This window comes from Pseudomonas sp. FW300-N2F2 (assembly GCF_017351655.1).
Lineage (GTDB): Bacteria > Pseudomonadota > Gammaproteobacteria > Pseudomonadales > Pseudomonadaceae > Aquipseudomonas > Aquipseudomonas fluorescens_AA.
The window spans coordinates 2,675,354-2,693,910 of the sequence record NZ_JACNDQ010000001.1 but is presented as its reverse complement, the minus strand read 5'-3'; the positions used below and the strand labels follow the sequence as shown (position 1 = coordinate 2,693,910).

The following is an 18,557-nucleotide window of genomic DNA, read 5'->3' as shown; positions in this document are numbered from 1 at the left end:
GAAACAGCATGACAGCACCCAAAAAAGCCATTGTCGCCGGCGCCGGGATCGGCGGGCTGACCGCCGCCATCGCGCTGCAGCGCGCGGGCTGGCAGGTCAAGGTCTTTGAAGCGGCCCAGACACTGCGCACCGGTGGCACCGGCTTGTCCGTCATGGCCAATGCCATGGCGGCGTTGCACTCGATTGACGCCCATGTTCCGGTGGAACAGGCCGGCCAGGTGATCCGCGACTTCTTCTTCAAGAAGCACCAGGGCGATGCCATCACCCGCATGCCGATCCACGAGATCGGCGAACAGTTGGGTCATCCCAGTGTGAATATCCAGCGCCCGCTGTTGCTGCGCGCGTTGGCGCAGCAGCTCGCACCCGACACCTTGACGACCGGGTTGCGCTGCACGGGGTATGACCCTCGCCCCGATGGTGTGGTGGTGCGGTTCGAAGACGGCAGCCTTCAGGAAGCGGATCTGTTGATTGGCGCCGATGGCCTGAACTCGGTGATTCGCCAGCAGATGCTCGGCGAAACCCCAACCCGCCCATCAGGTTATGTCGCCTGGCTGGCAGTGGCGCCCTTCAGCCATCCGGTCATGACCGAAGGCTACGTGGCGCATTACTGGGGACGCGGCAAGCGCTTCGGGCTTTGCGATGTCGGGGACGGCCAGGCGTATTGGTGGGGCACCTGCAATCACGAAAACGCGGCGGATGCCGCCTTGAACATCAGCAAGCAGGAAGTGCTCGCAGCCTACGCCGACTGGGCGCCGGAAGTCGTGGCCGCCATCGAGGCCACCCCTGAGAGCGCCATACTGAAAATGCATGCCCGGGACCGCCATCCCGTCGAGCAATTCTGCGATGGACACGTGGTGCTCTTGGGCGATGCGGCTCATCCCATGTTGCCCAGCCTGGGCCAAGGTGCCGCACAGGCGATCGAGGATGCCGTGGTACTGGCCGATCGACTGACGCAAACGCTGGACCTGCGCACCGCGCTGCTGCACTACCAGGCCCATCGTCACCCCCGGGCCAACGGGATCGTCAATGCCGCGCGCTTCATGAGCGGTATCGAGCAAACCGAATCGACCCTCGCCTGCTGGCTTCGAGAATGGTATTTGCGCCTGACCCCACAAAGCAGCCTGCGTAAAAAGAACATCGACCTCCTCTCATTCAAGCCCTGCGCATAACCTCGCGAAACGGTCGCTGAGAGACCTGGGCGAGACGGCGTGAACCCCGCTGCACCACCGACGATATTAAAGCGTCAATGACAAAAAGCGACTCCCATATAGACAAAAAACGACATACACCAGGATGAAAATCGATAAATGAGAATTCTTCACCATACTTGGATCCAAAAATTGGGACACTGCTGCCAGACAATTCCCACATTGGCGGTCATGAAAAAACAGTCGTTCGAGAATCGAGCCCTGAACACAAGGCTTTAATTTAGCTGAATATTTTCCTGAAACCGCGCTGAAAGTTGTCCCCCACAGCGATCATCGCGAGGGAAAAACCTGTGACCCAACGTGTTTTTTGCCCGGAGGTATCCAAGAACCCACACGCCACTGACTGCCCCGGAATGTCCCTGTTTTCCCTTACAGACTTTTCCCACATGGAAACGCCTAATAGCTCTACCGGCTAAACCGTTTAAGTCGATAGGTTCACAAGACCGATATTGACTCCAGTATCAACTCCAGAAGAGGCTCAAGCATTTTGGAAGCGGTCGGATTTTCTTCCGTCAACATCACCGATGCGGAGTTTTTTCGAGTAAGCAGGAATAAGGACTATGAATCGACATGCGTGTATTGAGGGTGCAGAAAAATCGCACCTCTACGTAGAGCTAGGAAAGCTGATTTCAAGTGTCGGACACGAGAGTTTCTTGACCAACATGCGCCAGATGATCGAAACAACGGTGCCTGTCAGTCGACTCGAATTGAGTGAATGGACAGCCGACGACACCCAGTCGAACGTCCTCGATGTACAGCTGTTGGGGTATGCGGGTGAGGAAAAAAACGTGCACATGCAATCCCCCTGCCCCACCACGGCGATACAGCGCAACGATCATCCCTTGGTGAAAAGAGTGCTGGAGGTGGATGACGCCCTGCTGATCCACCTGAACGCACGAATGAAAGACGAAAGAGGCAATGACTGCCTCGGCACTTCCCACCAGTGCATTCTGATTTCACGCAAGGCCAACCGCCGCTGTGTGATCTCATTGCAACGCCCTCAGGTACAGCGCGACTTTTCCCTTCAGGAACTGTCCTTTCTGAAATACCTTTCCGAAACGCTGTTGCCCCTGGCCGAGCGTCATGCGCACCTCAATCGCCAATCTTTCAAAGCCTCTGGCAGCGCTACGGGCCATCCACTCGATGCCGCTGAACAGACTCAGTTGCAACGGGATTTCAATGATCGATTGAGCCCCTGCGACGTCACCCTTTCCGTGCGGGAAAAAGAAGTCTGCCTGGGCCTGCTGGCCGGGGGCACCGTGCCGGAGATTGCGGAAAAGCTACAGGTCAAGAACAGCTCCATCGAAACCTACCTCAAGCGTGCCGCTGCCAAGCTGGGCGTGAGTGGGCGGCATGGGCTGGCGAAATGGATGATCGGATCATGACGGCTCGCCATGCACGGCCCGCCAGAACCCGCCTGCCTGCGCCCGCGGGGTCCGGGCAGGCACCACAATGAGATAACAGGTCGATGCATAAACTCTTGAGCCCCCTGGCGGCCGCGGCATTCATGCTGGGCGGTTGTTCGCTGATCCCGGACTACCAACGCCCCGACGCACCGGTCGCCGGACAGTATCCGCAAACCTCGGCCTATGCCCCGGCCTTGTCGGGCCCCCTGGCGGCCGAACAGGGTTGGCGTGACCTGTTCCAGGATCCGGTGCTGGCGCAACTGATCGAAAGCGCGCTGGCCAACAACCGCGACTTGCGGGTAGCGGCCCTGAACGTCGAGGCTTACCAGGCACAGTACCGGATCCAGCGGGCGGACCTCTTCCCGGCGATCAGCGCCAACGGCACCGGTTCGCGCCAGCGCCTGCCGGCCAGCCTCACCGGAACCGGTAACGCCGCCATCAGCAGTTCGTATTCGGCAACCCTGGGGATCAGCGCTTATGAACTGGACCTGTTCGGGCGCATACGCAGCCTCAGCGACCAGGCGTCGCTGATCTATCTGTCCAGCGAAGAGGCCCGTCGCAGCAGCCAATTGAGCCTGGTGGCCAGCGTGGCCAGTGCCTACCTGACCTGGCGTGCCGACCAGGAACTGCTGGCGCTGACCCAGGACACGCTCCAGTCCTATGAGCAAAGCCTGCGCCTGACCGAACGCAGTAACCAGGTCGGCACCGCCTCGGCCTTGAACCTGAGCCAATCGCGAACCTCGGTGGAAAGCGCCAGGGCCAGCCTGGCGAAGTTCCAGCGCCAGGTCGCCCAGGACCTCAACAACCTCACGTTGCTGGTGGGCACGTCGGTCGCCGATGATCTGCCCGGCCGTCCATTGGCATCGGACCTGCTCAGCGAAGTACCGGCCGGCCTGCCTTCGGACTTGCTGCAACGCCGCCCGGACATCCTGGAGGCCGAGTACCTGCTGCAATCGGCCAACGCCAACATCGGCGCGGCCCGTGCCGCCTTTTTCCCGAGCATCAGCCTGACCGCCAACGCGGGCAGTTCCAGCACGGAACTGTCCGGGCTGTTCAAGGGCGGGTCGGGCAGCTGGACGTTTCAACCGCAGATCAACCTGCCGATTTTCAACGCTGGCAGCCTTCGGGCGAGCCTGAACTACTCGAAAATCCAGAAAGACATCCGCGTGTCGCAATACGAGAAAGCCATCCAGACCGCCTTCCAGGAAGTGTCCGATGGCCTGGCGGCACGCAAGACCTATAAAGACCAATTGATCGCCCAGCGCGATCTGGTGCAAGCCAACCAGGATTACTACCGCCTGGCGGAGCGACGTTATCGCATCGGCGTGGACAGCAGCCTGACGTTCCTCGATGCCCAACGCTCGCTGTTCAACGCCCAGCAAACCCTGATCGTCGACCGGCTGTCGCAGCTGCTCGCCGAAGTCAATCTGTACAAGGCCCTGGGCGGGGGTTGGGTAGAACGCACAAGCAACGTGACTGTGAGGTGACTGCAAATGGGCACATTCGAACCCGGGACACTGGTGCGCTTACGCTCGGGAGGCAAGACGATGGTGGTCAAACATGCCTCGTCCATCTCCCAGATGCCGGATACCTTGCTGCTCCTGTGCGAGTACCGGGCCAAGAATCGCCTGGTGCAGGGTTTCTATGCGATACGCGACCTGATCCCGGCTTCCGGAAACCCGGGCACTGAAAGCTCATAGCGACGCCGATCAGCCGGCCCTTGTGGCGAGGGAGCTTGCTCCCGCTGGGCTGCGCAGCAGCCCCAAAGAAGCTGAACGCAATCAACCTGACACTCCTCAGTGGCAGGTTTCGGGGCTGCTTCGCCCCCCAGCGGGAGCAAGCTCCCTCGCCACAAAAGCAGTGCGATGCGCCTTGAGCGTCGTCAGACCGTACGCGAATACTGGACTGTCTGGTCGGCCTCCAGGTATGCGTCGAACGCCATGGCCACGTTGCGCATCATCAATTGGCCCTGGGGCAACAGCACCAGCTCATCGTCGCGAATGTCCAGCAACCCGTCGCGCACCAGCTCCTGGAGTCGTTCCAGGGCATCGGCGAAGTATTCGCCAAATCGAATGCCGTGGGCGTTGTCTATCCGGTCGAAGTCGATGCGCCCATGGCACATCAGTTCGCTGATGACCTCGCGCCGCAGGCGGTCATCGTCGCTCAGCCGATAGCCGCGCTGCACCGGTAGCAGGCCTTGATCCAGCCAGGCGTAATACTGGGAAAGCTCCTTGACGTTCTGGTTGTAGCTGTCACCCACCTTGCCGATCGACGACACCCCCAGGCCAATCAGGTCGCAATCGGCGTGGGTGGAATAGCCTTGGAAATTGCGCTGCAAGGTGCCCTGGGCGCGGGCGCGCACCAGTTCGTCATCCGGCAAAGCGAAATGGTCCATGCCGATGTAGACGTAGCCGGCTTCGGTCAGGCGATTGATGGTCAGTTCCAGCAATTGCAGCTTGCGCTCGGGCGGCGGCATGTCTTCGGGGCGAATCATCCGCTGCGCCCGCACCCGTTGCGGCAGGTGGGCGTAGCTGTAGGCCGCGATCCGGTCCGGACGCAGGGCGATGATCTTGCTCAAAGTGGTATCGAAACTGGCGATGGTCTGCAACGGCAGGCCATAGATCAGATCGACGCTGACGGATTTGAAGCGCGCCCGGCGCGCGGCCTCCACCAGCTCGACGACCTGGGCCTCGCTTTGCACCCGGTTGACGGCAATCTGCACCTGGGCATCGAAATCCTGGACGCCAAAGCTCAGGCGATTGAATCCCAGTTGGCGCAGGCCTTGGATCTGTTGCGCATCGATGGTCCGCGGATCGACCTCGATGGAAAACTCATGGGCGTCGCTGTCATCCATGTCGAACGACTGGTGCAGGCAGTCCATCAGGTCGGCCAGTTGCCCATGGGTCAGGTAAGTCGGCGTGCCCCCGCCCAAATGCAGCTGGGTCAGTTTGCGCGAGCGATCGAACAAGGCCGCTTGCAGGGCTATTTCGCGCTTGAGGTAGGTCAGGTATTCGGCGGCGCGATGGGTCTTGCGGGTGATGATCTTGTTACATGCGCAGTAATAGCAAAGGCTCTGGCAGAACGGGATATGGATATACACCGACAACGACTTGGGCTGCGTAGCCTCGTGACTGCGCTGGGCAGCCTGGCGGTACTCGTCCATGGCAAAGGCCTGGTGGAACTGCGGGGCCGTCGGATAGGAGGTGTAGCGCGGGCCCGGGCGGTCGTATTTCTCCACCAGGGCACGATTGAAACCGGAGGCAGTCGTCATGAAGGGTTCAACTTTTCAAAAGCGTGTGGGCTTGCCTCATCCGGTGCCGGGTCGAACAGGTTGCAGATCGCATCCACATTCAAGCGCCCAGCGGGCAAGATGCCGATAAACCGGCTCGTCAGTTCGATCAATCCCTGGTCATGCAACACTTCCAGCAACGGCCAGACGGACGCGAAGTGCTCGCGAAACACCAGGCCGAAACGTGCTTCGATGGCCGGTATGTCCAGCTCCAGGTCACAGGAAAGCTGCTCGGTCACGCTCGCGCTGACCTGGTCCTGGGCTTCACAACGCCAGCCACGGCACACCGGCAATTGCCCGGCATCCAGTTGCTGGCAATAGTGAAGCAGGTCGTCGGTGTTCTGTACGTACAGGTGCTCGATCTGAGTGATGGCCGACAAACCGAAGCCCACGTGGTCACAGCAACCGTGACGGGTAAAACCCTGGCAATTGCGATGCAGGCGTCCGTGCTCCTGGGCCACCGCCAGGTCATCGTCGCCCCTGACGAACTGACCCAGGCCGATGTAGTGATAACCGGCACCGATCAACTGTTCGCAACAGATGCGCCGCATGGCGTCCTTGTCGGCCGTGCTGCAAAAGGCGCCAGCCACCCCGGCGTTCTTCGAGCGATAACGATAAGGCGCGCGGGCATAGTCGAAAACGTGCAGCCGGTCCGGCTCCAGTTCGATCAGCGTCGCCAGTTTCAAGGCGAAACTGTTGGGCGTCTGCCAGGCGTGGCCATAGCCCAAGTCAATGTTGATGGAGCGAAAACCAAACGTGCGCGCCGCATCGATCAGCGAATGGATCGGCGCCGGGTTCTGGTAGCAATCGACCGACAGCTCGCTGTCGACGCCAATGTCGGGCACGCCGATGCTGACATGGGTGAAGCCCTGGTCACGGATCAGGCCCATGGTCGACCAGTCGGTGTGATGCAGGTCCACTTCGATGCTGTGATCGGCACCGTCGTACTCGCTGAAGTCGAAGCGCTTGCGCAGATCGCTCATCAGCTTCTGCAAATGAGCGATCACCGGTGTGCCACCGGTCAGGCAAAACTGCTCGACGCGCCGCCCTGCCCCCAGGTGGCAACCGACCAAACCCATTTCATACGCCAGGCGCTGCAGATAGCCCTCGATCTCGCCGCATCGGCAGTCGCTGGCAAGGGGCGAACACGACGCCAGCCGCAAACGCGACGGCAGGTGCACCGCCAGGGATAGGGGCCGTCGTTTCTGGCGGCTGGTGCGTAACCCTCGAAGCAGATCGAGGGACCCGATGCCGGTGTGGAATCTACGTGTACCGACCGGGCAATCGAAATCAGCCACCCGTGGGGTACGTCCCGAGGGGCGCTCAACGAGGGTATGGAACGGGTCGAACATGACAATCTCCGAGTGACTGTGCAGGGGCAGTTTGCGCGCTAACCCGCCGGGCCACCTTGACCTGTATCAAGCGCCTTGGCCCCGCCGCCAGCGCTTACCAGGTGATGTAGAACATGCCCTTGGCCAGCAGCACGATCGCCACCATGTGCAGGAACACGCTGACATGGATGATGTGCACGTAGCGGCCGTTCATGCGGGCGCGCTTGAACAGCCACATGGCCCAGAGGAAATGCCCCAGCACACTGCCCGCCAACAGGATCTTCAGCCCCAGCAGTACACCGAAGGACGACTGCAACGGCGACGACAATGCCGGCCAATAGCGCAGCCAGACCATGCCGCCGCCCGCGCCGAACAGCACCAGCAGCACCCACGGCATCAACTGCCGGGCGCGCCGGCTGATGCCCTGCTCCAGCAACACCATGACCTTGGCGGGCAGTTGCTTGCGGATGCTTTCCAGGAACAGGACCTCGAAGAACACCGTGCCGATGAACACCAGCGCGGCAAACAGGTGCAAGGTCAGAAACAGCGGATAACTCATGGGGGGCCTCGGTCGCCCCTTTTCAGCAGGGGCGCTGGTTTATTCGAGGTTATCCCGCGGGCCCGGAAGTGGGGTTGATGCCAATCAAGGAAACCGCATGTCCACCACACCCACGAACCCAGTGGGAGCGAGCTTGCTCGCGATAGCGGTGTGTCAGTCCACATCGATGCAGCTGATCCGACGCTATCGCGAGCAAGCTCGCTCCCACAGTAGGCGTCGTCAGGCGTGGGAAAGCGTCAACAGAACGTTGCTCTTGCGCACATCCCACACAACCGCTGATCAGTTAGTCCGGCTTTTTGACACTTTCCCCGATATGCGGTCACAACTTTTGCGCTCCGTTGGGTCATAACACGAAGGTCGTCGATGGAATGTTGACGTCTACCTAGGTTTAAGCCTGATACGGAGATAAGCTCATGATTTTCAACGTACAAAATTTTGGCGCCAAAGGAGATGGCATCACAGACGACACAGCAGCCATCCAGAGTGCGATCGATGCAGCGGCCGCGGCCGGCGGTGGGCAGGTGTACATGCCCACCGGCACCTACATCGTTTCAGGGGGTGAGGAACCTTCCGACGGCTGCCTGATGCTCAAGAGCAACGTCTACCTGTACGGCGACGGCATGGGCGACACCACGGTCAAGCTGGCCGATGGCTCCGACACCAAGATCACCGGGATCATCCGCTCGGCCTATGGCGAGGAAACCCACGACTTCGGTGTGAGCAACCTCACCATCGACGGCAACCGCGACAACACCACCGGCAAGGTCGACGGCTGGTTCAACGGCTACATTCCCGGCGAAGAAGGCTACGACTCCAACGTCACCCTCGACAGCGTCGAGATCAAGGATTGCTCCGGGTACGGTTTCGACCCCCACGAGCAAACCGTCAACATGGTCATCAAGAACAGCGTGTCCCACGGCAACGGCCTGGACGGTTTCGTCGCCGACTTCCTCAGCGACAGCACCTTCGAAAACAACGTCGCCTACAACAACGACCGCCACGGTTTCAACGTCGTCACCAGCACCCACGATTTCACCCTGACCAATAACGTCGCCTACGACAACGGCGGCAATGGCATCGTGGTCCAGCGCGGCAGCGAGGACATCCCCTCGCCCAGCAACATCACCATCACCGGCGGCGAGGTGTATGGCAATGGCGCCGAAGGGGTGCTGATCAAACTCTCCAGCGAAGTGACCGTCACGGGCGTCGACATCCATGACAACACCAGTGCCGGGATCCGCATCTACGGCAGCAACCACGTCGAGGTCATCGACAACACCCTCAACAACAACTCCCTGGGCAGTGCCGTACCGGAAATCATCATCCAGTCCTACGACGACACCCTGGGCGTGTCCGGCAAGTACTTCAACGGCAGCGATAACCTCATCCAGGGCAACATCATCAGCGGCAGCGACCTGTCGACCTACGGTGTTGCAGAGCGCAATGAAGACGGTACCGACCGCAACGCCATCATTGCCAACACCATCAGCCACACCAGCAAGGGCGCCACGCTGGTCTATGGCGACGGCAGCTACGTCAGCGCCACGGTACCGATGACCACCGTACAAGGCACTGCGGGCAACGACACCCTGCTCGGAAGCGCCGCCAGCGAGATTTTCTATGGCGGCGCGGGCAACGACACCATCAATGGCGCGGCCGGTGGCGACATCCTCGTCGGTGGCGCAGGCGTCGACAAACTCACCGGCGGCACCGGCGCCGATACATTCCGGTTCGTCGCTCAGTCGGACAGTTACCGCAACGCGACCACCAGCTTCGATGACACCATCACCGACTTCGATGTCACCCAGGACAAGATCGACCTCGCAGGCCTCGGCTTCACCGGGCTGGGCAATGGCCGTGGCGGCACCCTGCAGGTCAGCTACAGCGCCAGCAACAACCGCACCTACATCAAGGACTTCGACGCCGATGCCAGTGGCAATCGCTTCGAGCTGATCCTTTCCGGGAACCTGGTCAGCACCCTGACGGCGAGCAATTTCATTTTCAATCGCGTGATCACGGGCACCAGTGGCAGCGACTCACTGCTGGGGAGCGATGCGGCCGACACCTTGCTCGGCCTGGCGGGCAATGACAGCCTCAGTGGCGGCGCCGGAGACGACAAGCTCGACGGCGGTGCCGGGATGGACACCCTCACCGGTGGCACTGGGGCGGATACCTTTGTGTTCGCCAATCGCCTGGACAGCTATCGCAACTACAACACCGGTGGCGCCAACCTGGGCGACCTGATCACCGACTTCAACGTCAGCGCCGACAAGATCGACCTCTCGGCCATGGGTTTCACCGGCCTGGGGGATGGCAAGAACAACACCGTGTACCTGGTGCTCAACAGCGCCGGCACCAAGACCTACATCAAATCCCTGGAGGCCGACGCCAATGGCAACCGCTTCGAAGTGGCACTGGACGGTAATTACCTCAACACCCTGACCAGCGCCAACTTCGTCTTCGCCACCACGTCGCCGACCAACCAGGCGCCCGTGCTGGCTACGCCGCTGGTGGATCAGAACGCCACCGAAAACACCCCGTTCAGCTACGTGGTGCCGGCCACCAGCTTCACCGATCCGGATAACGACAGCCTGAGCTACACCGCCAAGCTCGCCAACGGCAACCCCTTGCCCAGTTGGCTGACCTTCGATGCCGCCACTCGCACCTTCAACGGCACGCCTCCCGATACCGCGTCGGGCACCTACTCGATCCAGGTCACGGCCACCGATGGCAGCAACGCCACCGTCAGTGACAGTTTTACGCTCGCCGTGCAGGACGTCCCCACCGCCATTGTGATCAATGGCACGCCGAACAACGACACACTGACCGGCACCGCGGCCAATGAACAACTGTTCGGTGGCGCGGGCAACGACACCCTCAATGGCGGTGCCGGCAACGACATCCTGGTCGGCGGCACCGGGGTCGACAAACTCACCGGTGGTACCGGTGCCGATGTGTTCCGCTACACCTCGAAACTCGATAGCTACCGCACCAGTTCCACCAGCGCCAGCGACCAGATCCTCGACTTCGACGTGGCCGCCGACAAGATCGATGTGTCGGCCCTCGGCTATACCGGCCTGGGCAACGGGCTCAACGGCACTCTGCAGGTCACTTACAGTTCGTCGACCAACCGCACCTACCTCAAGGACCTCACGGTCGACGCCAACGGCAACCGGTTCGAGATCTCGATGGCGGGCAACTTCGTCAGCAGCCTGACGGCCAATCACTTCGTCTTCGCCGACCAGACCAACCCCACCAACGTGGCCCCGGTCGTGGCCACCCCACTCCTGGACCAGAACGCCAGTGAAAGCACGCCATTCAAATACACCGTGGCAAGCAACAGCTTCACCGACGCCAACCAGGATGTGCTGACCTACACCGCGACCCTCGCCAACGGCAACGCCCTGCCCGCCTGGCTGAGTTTCAATGCCACCAGCCTCACCTTCAGCGGCACGCCGACCAGCACCGCTGCGGGCAACTACGACGTACTGGTCAAGGCCACCGATCCCTCGGGCGCCTCGGTCAGCGACAACTTCACCCTGGTGGTGGCCGATGCGCCCGCCAACACCATTACCGGCACCAACAACGGCGAAACCCTCAACGGCACGACAGGCGCGGACCTGATCCTCGGCCTCGGCGGCAACGATACGATCAAGGCCGGCACCGGCGCGGACATCGTCGACGGCGGTGCCGGACGGGACTCGTTGTACGGTGGCGATGGCGCCGACACGTTTCGCTACAACAACCTGTCCGACAGCTACCGCGACTACGACACCGGTGGTGTCACCGCCACCGACACGATTTATGACTTCACCGTTGGCGTCGACAAAATCAACGTCTCGGGGCTGGGCTTTCTCGGCCTCGGCGATGGCAGCAACGGCACGTTGTACATGACCCTGAACGCGGCCGGCGACAAGACCTACATCAAGTCCGCCGAAGCCGACGCCGATGGCAACCGCTTCGAGATCGCCCTCAACGGCAACTACCTCAACACCCTCACCGCCAACGACTTCGTCTTCGGCGAGCGTGCCCAGCAGGACATTCTCTACCTGCCCACCCTCGGCCAATCCAATGCGCGCCTGCTGCGCATGACCGAGGACGACGACCAATCCGGCACCTCGATGCTGGTCAATGACCTGAACCGCTACACCACCTACGACGTGCGCAGCCAGTTCACCGATGCCGATGGCAACGGTATCGACATCGCGGTCGGCGGCAGCACGGTCAACGGCCTGTCCACACTCAGCCCCGAGGAACTCCAGCTGTGCTGGTGGTTGACAGACACCAACCAACCCGGGCCGGCACTGTTGCGGGCGGTGACGTTGCTGCGCGACCAGCGCACCGAACTGCAGTCGATCGACAACGTCACCATGGGCATCATCTGGGGCCAGGGCGAGGAAGCCGCCCAGGAAATCGCCCGCGCCACGGACAAGGTCGCGGCGGCAGCGGCCTACAAGGCTGCAACCTTGAAGGTGTTCGATTACCTGCACGCCCAGTTTGGCAATTTCAGTGTGTACCTGATGGAGACCGGGCACTACGAACAGGATGCGGCGCGGGCCCGGGGTTACTCGGAAGAGAAGATTGCCTCCATCGTCGAAGGCGTCGGTTATGTCCGCGCCGCCCAGGAGGCCATGGCCGCCGAACGTGCCGACGTCAAGCTGGCGGTGGACTACACCGACCTGCCCTTGCGCTACGAAGTCGATCCGCTGGTGTATCCCGATGACGTCTGGCACCTGCACGAGGAATCGGCGGAAATCGTCGGCCAGCGCCTGGCGGATTACATTGCCGATGACCTGGGCTTCCAGGGCAACCCCAACGACAACAACAGCGTGCAGGACATTTTCGACAACGCCCAGAATCAGGGCGGACACATTTCCGGCACCGACCAGGACGATACCCTGGTGGGCAGTTCGGGCAACGACACGATCAATGGCGACCTGGGCGCCGACACCATGACCGGCGGCGATGGCAACGACATCTACGTGGTCGACAACGCGTTCGACAGTGTGGTGGAAACCAACACCTCGGCCTCGCAGATCGACACCGTGCAGGCTTCGGTCAGTTGGACCCTGGGCGCCAACCTCGAAAACCTGGTACTCACCGGCATATCGGAGATCGACGGCACCGGTAACGAGCGGCGCAACTTCATCACCGGCAACGCCGCCCATAACGTGCTCGATGGCGCCGCCGGGGCCGACAGCATGAGTGGTGGTGACGGCAACGACAGTTACTTTGTCGACAATGCCGACGACAGCGTGATCGAGACCAGCAGCAATGCGGTGACGGGTGGCATCGACAGTGTGCACAGCAGCCTGGCCGCCTATACCTTGGGTAACAATGTCGAAAACCTGTACATCGACAGCACTGGCGCCGCCAATGGCACGGGCAACGCGCTGGACAACACGCTGTTCGCCGGCGCCGGCAACAACATCCTGGACGGGCGCGATGGCAACGATACGGTGTCGTTCGAACGAGCCCTGGCCGGTGTTACGGTGAACCTCTCGACGTCTGCGCAACAAAACACCGTGGGTTCCGGGCTCGATACCTTGAAATTCATCGAGAACCTGACGGGAAGCGCCTATGCCGACAGTCTGTCCGGTAACAGCGCGGGGAACATCCTGAATGGCGGTGCAGGCAACGATACGCTGGTGGGCGGTTCGGGCGATGACCGGTTGATCGGTGGCGCGGGCACCGACAACCTCACCGGTGGCACGGGCGCGGACACCTACGCGTTTGGTGCGCTGTCGGACATGGGCGTCGGGGCTTTGCGCGATGTGATCAGCGGTTTCAAGAGCGCGGAGTTCGACAAGTTGGACCTCACCGGTCTGGACGCCAACCCGCTGACCGCCACCGTCGATGCCTTCACGTTCATCGGCGGCAATGCCTTCGACGCCACCAACGCCACCGGCCAGTTGCGCTTCGTCGATGGCATCCTCTCCGGCAGTACCAACGCCGACGCCACCCCCGAGTTCGAGTTCGAACTGGTGGGCGTCAAGGAGCTGCACGCCAGCGACTTCACCGCCTGAAGCAAGCCCCCAGATTAGACTGTGGGAGATCAAACTGTGGGAGCGAGCTTGCTCGCGATGACGGCGGCACATCCAGCATGGATGCTGACTGACCCACCGCTATCGCGAGCAAGCTCGCTCCCACAGGAGGGCGTGCTGTGCCTGAAAGATTGAAGGCAAGCACAGCGCCTGGACAGTTTTTGTGGCGAACTTGAACCCTGGATTGTCTAGAACAAGCTTTGTACTTGCTCCAGCACCGCGCGGTTCATCTGGCCGGTGTGGGTGTGCAGGCTCACATAGCTTTGCAGCATGTCGAGCTTGGTATTGAGCAGGTCCCGGCGGGCCTGGAACAACCGCTGCTGCGCATCAAGAATATCCACCGTGGAACGCACGCCACCCTGGAAGCCTTTTTCCGTCGACGCCAGTGCCCGCTGGTTGGACTCTACCGCCCGCTGCATGGCCTTGCTCTTGGTGAACCCGGCGACGACGCCCAGGTAATCAGCCTCGATGTCTTCGGCCAGTTGTTGGCGCTGCACGTCGTAGTCGGACTGGGCCCCGGCCAGTTGTGCTTCGGCCTTGGCCACCGAGGCCCGTACCGCCCCGCCGCGATACAGCGGAATGTCCAGCTGCACGCCCACGTAATAGGTGTCCTGGCGCGGGTCGAGTTCCTGGTATTGACGGGTTTCCCGGCGGGTCAATTGAGTGGTCAACGACAGGGTCGGATAATGCCCGGCGCGCTGACTGTCGGCCTGGGCTTCGGCGACTTTCACCGCTGCCAGCCGGGCGGCCAGCTCGGGGCTGGCCTGGCGGGCAATCGCCGTCCAGTACGGCAAGTCCTGCTCCGGCGGGATCGGGCTACCGGCGGCCAGTTCTTCGCGCATCGGCTGGATGTCATCGATGGGCACGCTGGCCCGCCCGGACAACGCTCGCAAGGCGGCCACGCGGCGCGCCTGGGCTTCAGCCTCCTGGGCTTGCACCAGGTCGAGCCGCGCCTGGGCCTCATCGATATCGGTGATCGCGCCCTGGCCGCCCTCGTACAGTTTTTTGCTCTGGATGACCAAGCCTTGGATGGCCGCCTTTTGCTGCTGGATCAGCTTGATCTCGTTCTCGGCCCGGGCAACGTCGAAATACCCCTTTGCCACCCGGTCATACAAGGTCTGACCGGCCACGTCGAACACCTGGGTACCCAGTTGCCCCCGCGCCTTGCCTTCCTGGTACGCCGCCCAGCGGGCCTTGTCGTAGAGCGGCTGCTGCGCCGCCAGGGTGACGTTGTTCGCCTGGTAATCGTTGCTGTTGACGTAAGTGCTGTCGTCACCGCCGTCGGTACGTCCGCCGTAGCCGTAGCGCGAGGTCAGCGACACTTGCGGGTAGAGGCCACCACGGCCGATGTCCTCTTCATGCCGCGAAGCTTCAAAAGCGTGAGCCGCCGATTGCACGGTCGGATCGTTAAGGCGCGAAGCGTCGTAGGCGGCGGTGAGGCTCAGGCCACCCTCGGCGGCCCACAGTGGATTGATCACCGCCCAACCGGTATACAGGCCCAGCAACACACGCCAACGGTAGCGGCAACGGTCGACCATGCTCATTCCTCCTTGAAGGCTGCCAGCAAGCGTTCACGCAAAGGCTTCATCAGGTAATTCATCAAGGTGCGTTCGCCCGTCACCACCGTGACATCGGCGAGCATGCCGGGGCGCACCAACAGGCCGGCGCTCTGCAACGCGACTACAGTGTCGGCGGGAATCTCGACCTTGGCGGAGAAGTACGGTTGGTGCGTCTGCTCATTGATCAACTGATCCGCCGACACCGTCGTCACCGTGCCGGTCACCGTGGGTGTATCCACCCGTTGCAGCGCGGTGAAATGCACATGCACCGGCAGACCCGGGCGCAGTTTGTTGGCCATCAGCGGCTCGAAGCGGGCGGTGATCGCCATCGGCGCATCCAGCGGCACCACCTGCATCAGGGTCTGGCCGGCCTGCGCAACGCCGCCGACCGTATGAATGCTCACGTCCATGACCTGCCCGGCCACTGGCGCGCGGATCGCACCGTTGTCGACTTCAAACTGCAAGGCCCGGATCTGATCGGCATAGCCGGCCGCCTCGGCCGAGACTTCGCTGAGCTGGGTTTCGGCATCGCGGCGGAACTCCTGCTGCGCCTGCAAGGCCTTGAGCCGGCTTTCGTTGATCGCCTGCCGGGTCCTGCCGACATCGCCCACCCCAGAAGCGATCTGCCCCGCCAACTGGGCCGCGTTGCGCTCGGCCTCGAACAGTTTGTTGCGCGGAACGTAGCCTTCCCGGGCCAGGTCACGCAGGCCTTCAAGCTCTTGCTGCTGGAAGCGCATCTGCGCGTCGTAGTTGCGCTTGACGCCTTCGTAGCCAAGCAGTTGTTGCTGCAATGCCGCGGCTTCGTGCTCGATGATCTGCAAGCGGCTACCCAGCTCCGCACGGCGGGTGATGAACAACTGGCTCTGCAACGCCATGGCCGCCTTGACCCGTGGCTCGTCGGCGTGGGCCAGCAGTTCCGCGGGCCATTGGATCTCGGCACTGCCCAGGCGCTCGGCAATCAAGCGCGCCTCGACGCTGCGATCATTGAGCAGCTTGCCCAGGGTCACGTCCAGTTGCGACTGCGCCTGCACCGTGTTGAGTTGCACGAGCAATTGCCCCTGGGTGACGCGGTCGCCATCGCTGACCAGCAGCTTCTCCACCACCCCGCCGACCAGCGACTGCACCGCCTTGCGCTCCCCCGCCACCACCACGGTGCCGCTGCCTACCACGCCCTGATCGAGTGGCGCCAGGCAGGCCCAAAGCAGGAAACCACCCAACGTCAGGACCAGGAACCCCACACCATACCGCGCCGCACTCCCGGCATCGGTCCTGGCACTGGGCAGCGCCAGGGTGTTGCGCACGCTCAGCCCCTGCTCGCTGTAAGCGTGTGCCTCTGGGATCAGATCACGCATCTTTGCCAGCCTCCCTGACCGTGGCCGGTCGCGGCCCCGGCATCAATGCCTTGAGCACCCGGTCCCGAGGGCCGAACGCCTGTTGAGTACCGTCCTTGAGCACCAGGATGTGATCGACCACCGCCAGCACACTGGGCCGGTGAGTGATCAACACCACGGTGCTGCCGGCCGCCTTGAGCGCACTGATCGCCTGGACCAGCGCCAGCTCACCGGCGTCATCGAGATTGGAGTTGGGCTCATCGAGCACGATCAGCGACGGCCGCCCGTAGAGTGCGCGAGCCAGGCCCAGGCGTTGTTTTTGCCCACCGGACAAGCCAAGTCCGCCGGGGCCCAGCGGCGTGTCGTAGCCCTTGGGAAACCTCAGGATCATTTCGTGGATGCCGGCATGCCGTCCGGCGGCGATGATTTTGTCGGCGTCCTGCTCACCGAAACGGGCGATGTTGTCGGCGACCGTGCCGTCGAACAACTCGATGTCCTGGGGCAGGTATCCAAGGTGCGGCCCCAGGGCGTCGTGGGACCACTGGCTGATCTCGGCATCGTCCAGGCGCACCGACCCGCCCATGGCCGGCCAGACCCCGACCAGGGCCCGGGCCAGCGTCGATTTGCCGCTGGCACTGGGCCCGACCACGGCCAGCACGTCGCCCTTGGCGAGGCTGAAATTGATCCCGCGCAGGATCGGCTGCGAAGCACCCGGCGGGCCGACATATAACTGTTCCAGGCGCACCGCGCCGGTGGGTGGTGGCAACGGCATGCGCAGGCGCTCACGCGGATGCTGGGCCAGCAATTGGCTCAGGCGCTGATAGCTCTGGCGCCCGGCGTTGAATTGCTTCCACGAGCCGATGGCGATTTCCACGGGCGCCAGGGCTCGCCCCAGCAACAGCGACATCGCAATCATCATGCCCGCCGACAGTTGACCTTCGAGCACCAGCAAGGCCCCCAGCCCCAAGGCCAGGGACTGCCCGGAGATCCGCACGAAACGCGTCGCCGAAGTGATGCGCGCGCCGCGGTCACTGGCATGGGCCTGGGCCGCAATGATGCGTTGCTGCAGCAGGCTCCAGCGCTGACGCAATGGCCCGAGCATGCCCAGGGCCTGGATGACTTCAGCGTTGTGCAGCGTGCTGTTGACATAAATCGACGACTGCACCCCCAAGCGATTGGCTTCGCCCAGGCGCGCGCGCGTCGCCAGTTCGCCCCACAGCGCCAAGCCGATCAGCACCAGGGCGAGCACCAGCGTCAACACGCCGAACCAGGGATGAAAGATGAACGCCACCAGCAGGAAGATCGGCAGCCAGGGGGCGTCGAGCAATGCGATCAAGCCTTGCCCAGTGATCAACTGGCGCAACGTCGCCAGGTCGCTGAGCACCTGCGCCGGGTTGGCGTTGTGTTCGCGCAGGCTGCGGGCGAAAGCCGCGTCGAAGACCCGCTCGCCCAAGGCATCGTCCAGCCCCGCGCTCATACGGATCATCACCTCACCGCGCACCCACTCGATCAGGGCACTGAACATGAACAGTCCCAGGGCCATCAAGGTGAGCATGAACAAGGTGGTTTCGTTGCGGCTGGTCAGGACCCGGTCGTAGACCTGCATCATGTACAGCGACGGTACCAGTACCAGCAGATTGATCACGCCACTGAACAACGCCAGGGCCCAGAACACCCGGCGGTAGCTCAATAAGGCAGCATCGATGTCATGACGCGGATCGAGTAGAAACCCCATGGGAAATCGCCTGCAAAAGAAATTGTCGGTCCAGGACGCAATCCATCGCGAGGCTCTTTTCACCGAGGGAGCTCGAGAAAAAACTATCCAGCTGA

The 18,557-nt window shown here is 62.2% G+C and carries 11 protein-coding genes; 5 read left to right on the top strand and 6 right to left on the bottom strand.

Going from position 1 to position 18,557, the window contains the following annotated elements:
• Positions 1-8: 8 nt before the first annotated feature.
• The 4 genes from J4E63_RS11745 (at position 9) to J4E63_RS11730 (ending at position 4,314) form a co-directional block, all read left to right on the top strand.
• Entirely contained in the window at positions 9-1,169 is a 1,161-nt protein-coding gene (locus tag J4E63_RS11745) for an FAD-dependent monooxygenase (RefSeq protein WP_207282059.1), read from the top strand.
• 599 nt (positions 1,170-1,768) lie between these two features.
• Positions 1,769-2,593: a helix-turn-helix transcriptional regulator gene (locus tag J4E63_RS11740; protein ID WP_207282058.1), complete on the top strand. Its 825-nt coding sequence runs from the start codon at positions 1,769-1,771 to the stop codon at positions 2,591-2,593.
• A gap of 83 nt (positions 2,594-2,676) precedes the next feature.
• Positions 2,677-4,101, top strand: a complete 1,425-nt coding sequence (adeC, locus tag J4E63_RS11735; protein ID WP_060742644.1) for an AdeC/AdeK/OprM family multidrug efflux complex outer membrane factor — start codon at positions 2,677-2,679, stop codon at positions 4,099-4,101.
• A gap of 6 nt (positions 4,102-4,107) precedes the next feature.
• Entirely contained in the window at positions 4,108-4,314 is a 207-nt protein-coding gene (locus J4E63_RS11730) for a hypothetical protein (protein WP_207282057.1), read from the top strand.
• 182 nt (positions 4,315-4,496) lie between these two features.
• Here J4E63_RS11730 and hemN read toward each other — a convergent pair whose 3' ends face one another.
• From hemN to J4E63_RS11715, 3 genes are all read right to left on the bottom strand, one after another.
• A complete protein-coding gene (gene hemN, locus J4E63_RS11725; RefSeq protein WP_207282056.1) occupies positions 4,497-5,885 on the bottom strand; it encodes an oxygen-independent coproporphyrinogen III oxidase in 1,389 nt (462 codons plus the stop codon).
• Entirely contained in the window at positions 5,882-7,255 is a 1,374-nt protein-coding gene (locus tag J4E63_RS11720) for a coproporphyrinogen III oxidase (protein ID WP_207282055.1), read from the bottom strand. Before J4E63_RS11720 ends, hemN begins: the two co-directional genes overlap by 4 nt.
• Before the next feature lie 94 nt (positions 7,256-7,349).
• On the bottom strand, positions 7,350-7,793 hold the full coding sequence (locus tag J4E63_RS11715) for a CopD family copper resistance protein (RefSeq protein ID WP_207282054.1): 444 nt from the start codon (positions 7,791-7,793) through the stop codon (positions 7,350-7,352).
• A 413-nt stretch (positions 7,794-8,206) separates the two neighbouring features.
• Between J4E63_RS11715 and J4E63_RS11710 the strand changes: the two genes are divergently transcribed.
• A complete protein-coding gene (locus J4E63_RS11710; RefSeq protein WP_207282053.1) occupies positions 8,207-13,819 on the top strand; it encodes a putative Ig domain-containing protein in 5,613 nt (1,870 codons plus the stop codon).
• A gap of 206 nt (positions 13,820-14,025) precedes the next feature.
• Here J4E63_RS11710 and J4E63_RS11705 read toward each other — a convergent pair whose 3' ends face one another.
• The 3 genes from J4E63_RS11705 to J4E63_RS11695 are packed head-to-tail and all read right to left on the bottom strand — an operon-like array spanning position 14,026 to position 18,462.
• Entirely contained in the window at positions 14,026-15,375 is a 1,350-nt protein-coding gene (locus tag J4E63_RS11705; protein WP_207282052.1) for a TolC family outer membrane protein, read from the bottom strand.
• 2 nt (positions 15,376-15,377) lie between these two features.
• Positions 15,378-16,748 (bottom strand): HlyD family type I secretion periplasmic adaptor subunit, encoded by a 1,371-nt coding sequence (locus J4E63_RS11700; RefSeq protein ID WP_207282051.1) that lies wholly within the window; start codon positions 16,746-16,748, stop codon positions 15,378-15,380.
• Positions 16,741-18,462: a type I secretion system permease/ATPase gene (locus J4E63_RS11695; RefSeq protein ID WP_192260796.1), complete on the bottom strand. Its 1,722-nt coding sequence runs from the start codon at positions 18,460-18,462 to the stop codon at positions 16,741-16,743. The genes J4E63_RS11700 and J4E63_RS11695 overlap by 8 nt, the downstream gene beginning before the upstream one ends.
• Positions 18,463-18,557: the final 95 nt, after the last annotated feature.

Excerpts from the sequence above, each read along its gene's own strand:
- J4E63_RS11745 (WP_207282059.1), top strand. The coding sequence starts at position 9 with ATGACAGCACCCAAAAAAGCCATTGTCGCCGGCGCCGGGATCGGCGGG.
- J4E63_RS11740 (WP_207282058.1), top strand. The coding sequence starts at position 1,769 with ATGAATCGACATGCGTGTATTGAGGGTGCAGAAAAATCGCACCTCTAC.
- adeC (WP_060742644.1), top strand. The coding sequence starts at position 2,677 with ATGCATAAACTCTTGAGCCCCCTGGCGGCCGCGGCATTCATGCTGGGC.
- J4E63_RS11730 (WP_207282057.1), top strand. The coding sequence starts at position 4,108 with ATGGGCACATTCGAACCCGGGACACTGGTGCGCTTACGCTCGGGAGGC.
- hemN (WP_207282056.1), bottom strand. The coding sequence starts at position 5,885 with ATGACGACTGCCTCCGGTTTCAATCGTGCCCTGGTGGAGAAATACGAC.
- J4E63_RS11720 (WP_207282055.1), bottom strand. The coding sequence starts at position 7,255 with ATGTTCGACCCGTTCCATACCCTCGTTGAGCGCCCCTCGGGACGTACC.
- J4E63_RS11715 (WP_207282054.1), bottom strand. The coding sequence starts at position 7,793 with ATGAGTTATCCGCTGTTTCTGACCTTGCACCTGTTTGCCGCGCTGGTG.
- J4E63_RS11710 (WP_207282053.1), top strand. The coding sequence starts at position 8,207 with ATGATTTTCAACGTACAAAATTTTGGCGCCAAAGGAGATGGCATCACA.
- J4E63_RS11705 (WP_207282052.1), bottom strand. The coding sequence starts at position 15,375 with ATGGTCGACCGTTGCCGCTACCGTTGGCGTGTGTTGCTGGGCCTGTAT.
- J4E63_RS11700 (WP_207282051.1), bottom strand. The coding sequence starts at position 16,748 with ATGCGTGATCTGATCCCAGAGGCACACGCTTACAGCGAGCAGGGGCTG.
- J4E63_RS11695 (WP_192260796.1), bottom strand. The coding sequence starts at position 18,462 with ATGGGGTTTCTACTCGATCCGCGTCATGACATCGATGCTGCCTTATTG.